This window comes from Mesorhizobium sp. M1E.F.Ca.ET.063.01.1.1, from assembly GCF_003998155.1.
Classification (GTDB): domain Bacteria; phylum Pseudomonadota; class Alphaproteobacteria; order Rhizobiales; family Rhizobiaceae; genus Mesorhizobium.
Genome location: NZ_RZSC01000308.1, coordinates 1 through 6675, shown reverse-complemented (window position 1 = coordinate 6675; position 6675 = coordinate 1). Strand labels below are relative to the sequence as shown.

Below are 6675 nucleotides of genomic sequence, written 5' to 3'. Positions count from 1 at the left end.
TGACCAACCCGCTGCGCGACCGTTTCGGCATCCCGGTCAGGCTCAATTTCTACACGGTCGAGGAGCTGGAGCAGATCGTGCGCCGCGGCGCCCGCATCCTCTCGATGCCGCTCGGCGATGATGGCGCGCTGGAGATCGCGCGCCGCGCCCGCGGCACGCCGCGCATCGCCGGACGGCTCTTGCGCCGCGTGCGTGACTTCGCTTCCGTCGCCGGAAACGGCCATGTCGACAAGCGCATTGCCGACGAGGCGCTGACCAGGCTCGAAGTCGACGGGCTCGGGCTCGACGCGCTCGACCGCCGGTACCTCTCGATGATCGCTCGCAATTTCGGCGGCGGGCCGGTCGGCATCGAGACGATCGCCGCGGGGCTGTCGGAACCGCGCGACGCCATAGAGGACATCATCGAGCCCTATCTCATCCAACAGGGCTTCATCCAGCGCACGCCGCGCGGCCGCGTGCTGACCGCCAATGCCTGGCGGCATCTCGGGCTCGACCCGCCAAAGGACCTCGCGCAGCAGCAGATCAGCCTGTTCCAGGAAGAGTAACGGATATTTGTTCTCCCTGTCGGGCAGGGAACGGCTTGTCTGCGCAGAATCTGCTCGCCTCGGCCCAGGTGAGGGCACAATTGCCGCCTTTAAGGCAAGGCTCGCTTACTTGAATCCCAAGGGCTTGGGCTGACAGATGATCACCAGACGTGGCTTCCTGCGCCTCATCGGCGGCTCGTTCTTGTCGATGGTGTCGCTCAGCGCCTATGCCGTCGGCATCGAGCCGATGCTCTTGACGCATGTGAAGCGCTACAGCCTGACGCCGCCGCATTGGCCGGCTGGCCTCAAGCTCCGCGTCGTGGCTCTTGCCGACATCCATGCCTGCAAGCCTTGGATGACAGCCGGGCACATCGCTTCGCTCGTCGAGCGGGCCAACGCCCTGCAGCCGGACCTCGTGGCCCTGCTCGGCGACTATATCGCCGGCATGCGACTGGTGACGGACGAGGTGCCCGTCCCGGAATGGGCCGCGGCTCTGTCGGGGCTGAAGGCGCCGCTCGGGGTGCTCTCGATCCTCGGCAATCACGACTGGTGGCACGATATCATGGCGCAACGGGCCCGTTCGGGACCGACCGTGGCGCGCAAGGCGCTGGAGGATGTCGGCATCCCGGTGCTGGAGAACGATGTGGTGCGCCTCGAAAAGGATGGGCACGCCTTCTGGATCGCCGGGCTGGCGGACCAGCTCGCCCTGCTGCCAGGCCCGGATCGCGAACAATCCAGAGGATTGGATGATCTCGACGGCACGCTCGCCAAGGTGAGCGACGGCGCGCCCGTCATCCTCCTCGCGCATGAGCCCGACATTTTCCCGAAAGTCCCTTGGCGGGTGTCGCTGACGCTTTCCGGCCACACCCATGGCGGGCAGGTGCGGCTGTTCGGCTATTCGCCGGTCGTGCCGTCCGAGTTCGGCAACCGCTACGCCTATGGCCATGTCGTGGAAAACGACCGCAACCTGATCGTATCCGGCGGGCTTGGCTTCAGCATCATGCCAGTGCGTTTCGGCATGCCGCCGGAGATTTTGCAGATCGATTTGGGTTAGTTCCCCAGCACGGGGATTTTGACTGGTCGGCTCTGTTTGCGTTGGCAGGTGGCATGCCTTGGAGATTGGCCGAAACGCCCACCCCGTCGTCATCCACGGGCGGAGCAGGAGGGAAGCTCCGTCGCGAAGACCCTAGAATGACGACGTTTGGGCGGCTTCAACCAATCCCCGGCGGTTGCGCTGATTTCACGGAGATGAACGGAGAATCCTGCACCAAGGCAAACGGCAACCTTTCAAAAATCCCTATGTCGGGGACTGGTTCGCCCCCAAGCGCCTCAGCGTAGCGACCTGATCGCGTCCATCACGTTGGGCTCCGCCTTGTCGCCGTCGAAGGCATCGACGATGCCGAAGGCGCCGCCATAGCCCCATACCGACCAGGAAAAGCCATGCGCCTCGGCGCGCGCGATCATGTCCTTGACATAGGCGGCGCGGTACTCGGCGGGCATCACATAGGCGTTGCCGTATTCCTGGCGGATCATGCCGAATTCGCCGAGCGTGATGTCTTGCGGCTTGATGCCGTTGGCCTTCGCCCAGCCCTCGACGGTCTTGAAAGGCGCGTCCATCAGGCCAACGAGCTTGTCGGGGCTGTCCATGCCGGCAACCTGCTCGTCCAGATAGGCAAGCATGCCGCTGCGGCGCGTCCATGGCGCTTCGGCCCTGATCCTGTCGCGGATCGTCTCCAGCGCCACGTCGAGCCGGGCGCGCGGCACCGCGGTCAGCGGATAGGGCAGGCCGGTGACATAGCGGATGAAGTCGCCGGCCCAGGTCGCGCCCTGATGCGTCAGAAGAAACGGATCGTAGGAATGGAAAGTCCAGATGATGTTGTCGTCGGGGATCGCCTTCGGATCGATCTTCGCCAGCGAGGCCGCATTGGAATAGCAGCCGCCGGTGAGGATGAGCGTCAGCCTGGTGGCGGAAGACCGCGCGGCCGCGAACAATTTCTTCTGGCGGTCGGGCCACAGGTTCGTGCCGTTCCCGTCGCAGTCGACGATCGGCTCGTTCATCAGCTCGAAGGCAACCCGGCCTGGGTCCTCGGCGGCGAGCGTATGCGCCATCTTGCGCACGACCTCGACATAGGCGTCGAAAGTGGCCGGATCGTCCATCACCTCGCTCATGCCGATCTTGCGGTTGCCTCCGGCCGGGATGAGATGCAGGTCGACGATCACTTTCAGCCCGGCGCGGTTGATCATGCGCGCCGAGTCCAGCACGCTGGCGTAGAGGTCGTCGCGCAGCGAAAGCGTCTCGTCGGACAGGAAGGGCGAGGGATCGACCGGCATGCGCAGGAAATCGAAACCGGCATCCTTCAACGCCTTGAGGTCATCCTCCTTCAGGAATTTGCGCCATTCCGGATAGGGCAGGATGGCCTTCGGGTCGTTCCATTTCTCCTCGCCGGTCCAGGTCGTCCACTGGTCGAGATTGAGGCCGCGCTTCATCGAGAACGTCGCTGCCTGACCCGGCAGCGTCAGCGCGGCCAGCGTCAGCAGCGCCGCCGTCAAGGTCTTGATCATCGCGCCCAACAGTGCCATCCGGTTCCCGCGCCATGCGCACCGCCCCGAGCCGTCCAGCGGTCCGGAGGGCGCGCGAACGAACAGGTGCCCGTTCGGGCCTGAAAAGGAAAGCGCGATGGACGATCATGGTGAATCGGCGCTCTGCGCCGGGCTTTCCGGGGCGCTGACGGAGTTCGGCCACCGGCTGATGGCCAGGGTCTACTATGCCGACACCGATTTCTCGGGCGTCGTCTACCATGCGCGCTACCTCGAATTCTTCGAGCGTGGCCGCTCCGACTATCTGCGGCTCGCCGGCGTCCATCATACCGAGCTTTTGGACGGCAAGCATGGCGAGCGCATCGTCTGGGTGGTGCGGCGCATGGAGATCGACTTCCGCGCGCCGGCCCGCATGGATGATATTCTGACCATCGACACGCGCACCGAGGACATCTCGGGCGCCCGTATCTTCATGGCGCAGCAACTGAAGCGCGGCGACGAGGTGCTGGTCGAGGCAAAGGTCGAGGCGGCGATCATCGGCGATAACGGGAGGCCGAGGCGGTTTCCTAAAGAGTGGATCGCCGCTTTCATGCCTCGGGTGTCCTGATATTCAGGTGATGCCGGCCTGCGAACGACGGCTCGGCCTGACCTGAAATCTCAACGCACCTCGACCCCAGTCGGCCAATGAGTATCCGTGCGAGGCGCGGCAATGCGCCGCGCTTCATATCCTAACCCATCCTTAACCATAACGGTTCATGAAGGAATTGGTGAAGATTGGCGCAATTCGTGCCGCCTTCCTTTCACCAAGATTTGCCCCGAAAAGGCCGCGAAACGGTGCATTCGGGGGCTTGTCCCGCAAGCTTCAAGCTTCGCGCGATCGGACCAAAGGGATGCCCATGGGCCAGCCGCCAGCGATGCCCGGAAAATTCTTAAGGACTTAAGTCATGGAAAACATCGCACTCGCCGACCCGGGCGCGCATTTGTCGATATGGGCCCTGTTCATGCAGGCCGGCTGGGTGGTCAAGCTGGTCATGATCGGCCTGCTCTGCGCCTCGATCTGGACCTGGGCGATCATCATCGACAAGCTTGTCGCCTACAGCCGCATGCGCCTCGCCCTCAACCGCTTCGAGCAGGTGTTCTGGTCGGGACAGTCGCTCGAGGACCTCTACCGGACGCTCGCCGACCGCAAGACCACCGGCATGGGCGCGATCTTCGTCGCCGCCATGCGCGAATGGAAGAAGAGCTTCGAGAAGGGCGCGAAATCGCCGCTGGCGCTGCAGACCCGCATCGACAAGGCGATGGACCTGGCGCTGACCCGCGAGATGGAAAGGCTGGAGGGCCGCCTCGGCTTTCTCGCCACGACCGGCTCGGCCGCGCCCTTCATCGGCCTGTTCGGCACGGTCATCGGCATCATGACGTCCTTCCAGGCGATCGCCGCCTCGAAGAATACCAGCCTGTCGGTCGTGGCACCCGGCATCGCCGAGGCGCTGCTGGCGACGGCCATCGGCCTGCTCGCGGCCATCCCCGCGGTCATCGCCTACAACAAGCTGTCATCGGATGCGAACAAACTCGCCATGCGCATGGAAGGGTTTGCGGATGAGTTCTCCGCCATACTCTCGCGCCAAATCGATGAAAAAGTGGCGCAGAAGGCCTGAGGTACGATCATGGGGATGTCTGCTGCTAGCGCAGGTGGCATAGGGCGAGGCGGACGCGGCCACAGGCGGCGCGGGCGCCATCATAGCCTGATGTCGGAAATCAACGTCACGCCGATGGTCGACGTGATGCTGGTGCTTTTGATCATCTTCATGGTCGCGGCGCCGCTCCTGACGGTCGGCGTTCCGATCGACCTGCCGGATACGCAGGCCAAGGCGATGAATGTCGACACGCAGCCGATCACGGTGTCGATCAATTCGACCGGCCAGATCTATCTGCAGGAAACCGAGATCCCGATCGAGGAGCTGGTGGCGAAGCTGCAGGCGATCTCCAAGACCGGCTACGACGAGCGCATCTTCATCCGCGGCGACAAGTCGACGGACTACGGCACCGCCATGAAGGTCATGGCCCGCATTTCAGCGGCCGGCTACAAGAACATCGGCCTGGTTTCGCTGCAGGAACAGGACCAGTAGACACGAAGATGAGGACCGGCCTCACCACATCGGTGATCTTGCATGCGGTGGCGCTGGCCTTCGGGCTGTTCACGCTATCCTCGCCGCCGGCCATGCCAGCCAGCGACGTGGAGTCGGTGGCGGTCGACATCGTGCCGATGGAAGCGGTTGCGCAGACGCTGCAGGGCGACAAGAAAGCCGTGATGCACGACAAGCCGGCGCCGCTGCCGACAAAGCGCCCGGATATCGTTCCCGATGCGCAGAAGGTCGGCGAGAACAGCGTCGACACCGACAAGCCGGTGACGGACGAAGCCAAGCCGAAGCCGGTCGACAAGACGTCCGCGCCGCCGCCTGCGCCGACGCCGACCGAGAAGCCGGCCGCCGAAGACGTGCCGAAGCCGCAGGAAAAGCCGAAGCCGGTGCCTGCGACCGAAGTGGCGCCGACGCCGGCGCCGAAGGAAGAGGTCAAACCCGAGCCGGTCAAGCAGGCGGATCCCAAGCCGACGCCAGCCAAGGAGCCGACGCCAACGCCGCCGAAGGAAACGACCGCCGCCATCCAGAAGGAGGAGGTCAAGCCTGACGCCGTCGCGGAGGCGATCGCCAAGGAGCAGCCGACCGACGAGGCCAAGCTTCCGGACTCCGCGCCGGCGCCGGAGGCGCGGCCGAAGCCGCAGCCTGCTCCCGCCGAGAGCGCCAAGGCGCCGGAACGCAAGGATGCGGAAAAGCCGGTCAAGGAAGCCTCCTCGAAGCCGAAGTCGGATGACAAGCAGTTCAACGCCGACGAGATTTCCGCGCTGCTCGACAAGCAGAAGCCATCCGGCGGCGGCGCCAAGCGCTCGACACAGCAGTCATCGCTGGGTGGTGAAAAGGACCAGGGCCAGAAGCTCTCCAAGTCGGAGCAGGGGGCTCTGGAATCTCAGCTCGGCGGCTGCTGGACATTGCCTGTCGGGTTGGAGGGCTCGGAGAACTTCGTCGTCGTGGTGCGGTTCAATCTCGACACAAATGGCAAGCTCGACGGCCGCCCATCGGTCGAGCAGTCGAGCGGCAACCGGCAGTTCGACGAAAGCGCCGTGCGCGCGGTTCAAAAATGCGACGTGGCCGGCCTGCAGGTTCCCGCCGGCAAGCAGGACATCTGGAACGACATCCGGGTCACCTTCGATCCAAGGGAGATGCTTGGCCTCTAGGCCCGGCGTCTGAACCATCAAAGAAGAGAAGCGAGAAGACATGAGATCTTTCCTCAAGCCGCTCCTGATGATTGCCGCCATGGCGCTGGGCATGACGGCCGGCGCCACCTTGCCGGCCTGGGCCCTCGTCGAGCTCAACGTCAACAAGGGCAATGTCGAGCCGCTGCCGATCGCCATCACGGACTTCCAGTCCAGCGATGCGCTCGGCGCGCAGATCACGGAGATCGTCACCGCCGATCTGAAGCGTTCCGGACTGTTCGCGCCGATCGACAAGAGCGCCTTTATCGAGAAGATCTCGGGCCCGGACGCCACGCCGCGCTTCGA

General features: G+C 64.4%; 7 protein-coding genes and 1 pseudogene. 7 read left to right on the top strand and 1 reads right to left on the bottom strand.

Annotated elements, in window-relative coordinates:
• Together EOA29_RS20685 and EOA29_RS20680 are read left to right on the top strand one after the other, a co-directional pair.
• A partial coding sequence (locus EOA29_RS20685) for a Holliday junction DNA helicase RuvB C-terminal domain-containing protein (RefSeq protein ID WP_281061098.1) occupies window positions 1-545 on the top strand: 545 nt, incomplete at its 5' end.
• A gap of 136 nt (window positions 546-681) precedes the next feature.
• Window positions 682-1578: a metallophosphoesterase gene (locus tag EOA29_RS20680; protein WP_126091440.1), complete on the top strand. Its 897-nt coding sequence runs from the start codon at window positions 682-684 to the stop codon at window positions 1576-1578.
• Window positions 1579-1853: 275 nt separating this feature from the next.
• On the opposite strand, the gene EOA29_RS20675 is transcribed toward EOA29_RS20680, so the two are convergent.
• The gene (locus EOA29_RS20675; RefSeq protein ID WP_126091441.1) at window positions 1854-3104 is read right to left on the bottom strand and encodes a cellulase family glycosylhydrolase; all 1251 of its coding nucleotides are present in this window, start codon (window positions 3102-3104) and stop codon (window positions 1854-1856) included.
• 97 nt (window positions 3105-3201) lie between these two features.
• Here EOA29_RS20675 and ybgC point away from each other — a divergent pair, with 97 nt between their 5' ends.
• From ybgC to tolB, 5 genes and pseudogenes are all read left to right on the top strand, one after another.
• The gene (gene ybgC / locus EOA29_RS20670; protein ID WP_126091442.1) at window positions 3202-3669 is read left to right on the top strand and encodes a tol-pal system-associated acyl-CoA thioesterase; all 468 of its coding nucleotides are present in this window, start codon (window positions 3202-3204) and stop codon (window positions 3667-3669) included.
• 337 nt (window positions 3670-4006) lie between these two features.
• A complete protein-coding gene (gene tolQ, locus EOA29_RS20665) occupies window positions 4007-4717 on the top strand; it encodes a protein TolQ (RefSeq protein WP_126091443.1) in 711 nt (236 codons plus the stop codon).
• Window positions 4718-4726: 9 nt separating this feature from the next.
• Entirely contained in the window at window positions 4727-5188 is a 462-nt protein-coding gene (gene tolR, locus EOA29_RS20660; RefSeq protein ID WP_126091444.1) for a protein TolR, read from the top strand.
• 8 nt (window positions 5189-5196) lie between these two features.
• On the top strand, window positions 5197-6351 hold the full coding sequence (locus EOA29_RS20655; RefSeq protein ID WP_126091445.1) for a cell envelope integrity protein TolA: 1155 nt from the start codon (window positions 5197-5199) through the stop codon (window positions 6349-6351).
• Between the two features lie 40 nt (window positions 6352-6391).
• A pseudogene (gene tolB / locus EOA29_RS20650) lies at window positions 6392-6675 on the top strand (Tol-Pal system protein TolB); the annotation flags it as partial.

What these genes read in the sequence shown, in the direction of transcription:
- EOA29_RS20680 (WP_126091440.1), top strand. Translation starts at nt 682, where the DNA reads ATGATCACCAGACGTGGCTTCCTGCGCCTCATCGGCGGCTCGTTCTTG.
- EOA29_RS20675 (WP_126091441.1), bottom strand. Translation starts at nt 3,104, where the DNA reads ATGGCACTGTTGGGCGCGATGATCAAGACCTTGACGGCGGCGCTGCTG.
- ybgC (WP_126091442.1), top strand. Translation starts at nt 3,202, where the DNA reads ATGGACGATCATGGTGAATCGGCGCTCTGCGCCGGGCTTTCCGGGGCG.
- tolQ (WP_126091443.1), top strand. Translation starts at nt 4,007, where the DNA reads ATGGAAAACATCGCACTCGCCGACCCGGGCGCGCATTTGTCGATATGG.
- tolR (WP_126091444.1), top strand. Translation starts at nt 4,727, where the DNA reads ATGGGGATGTCTGCTGCTAGCGCAGGTGGCATAGGGCGAGGCGGACGC.
- EOA29_RS20655 (WP_126091445.1), top strand. Translation starts at nt 5,197, where the DNA reads ATGAGGACCGGCCTCACCACATCGGTGATCTTGCATGCGGTGGCGCTG.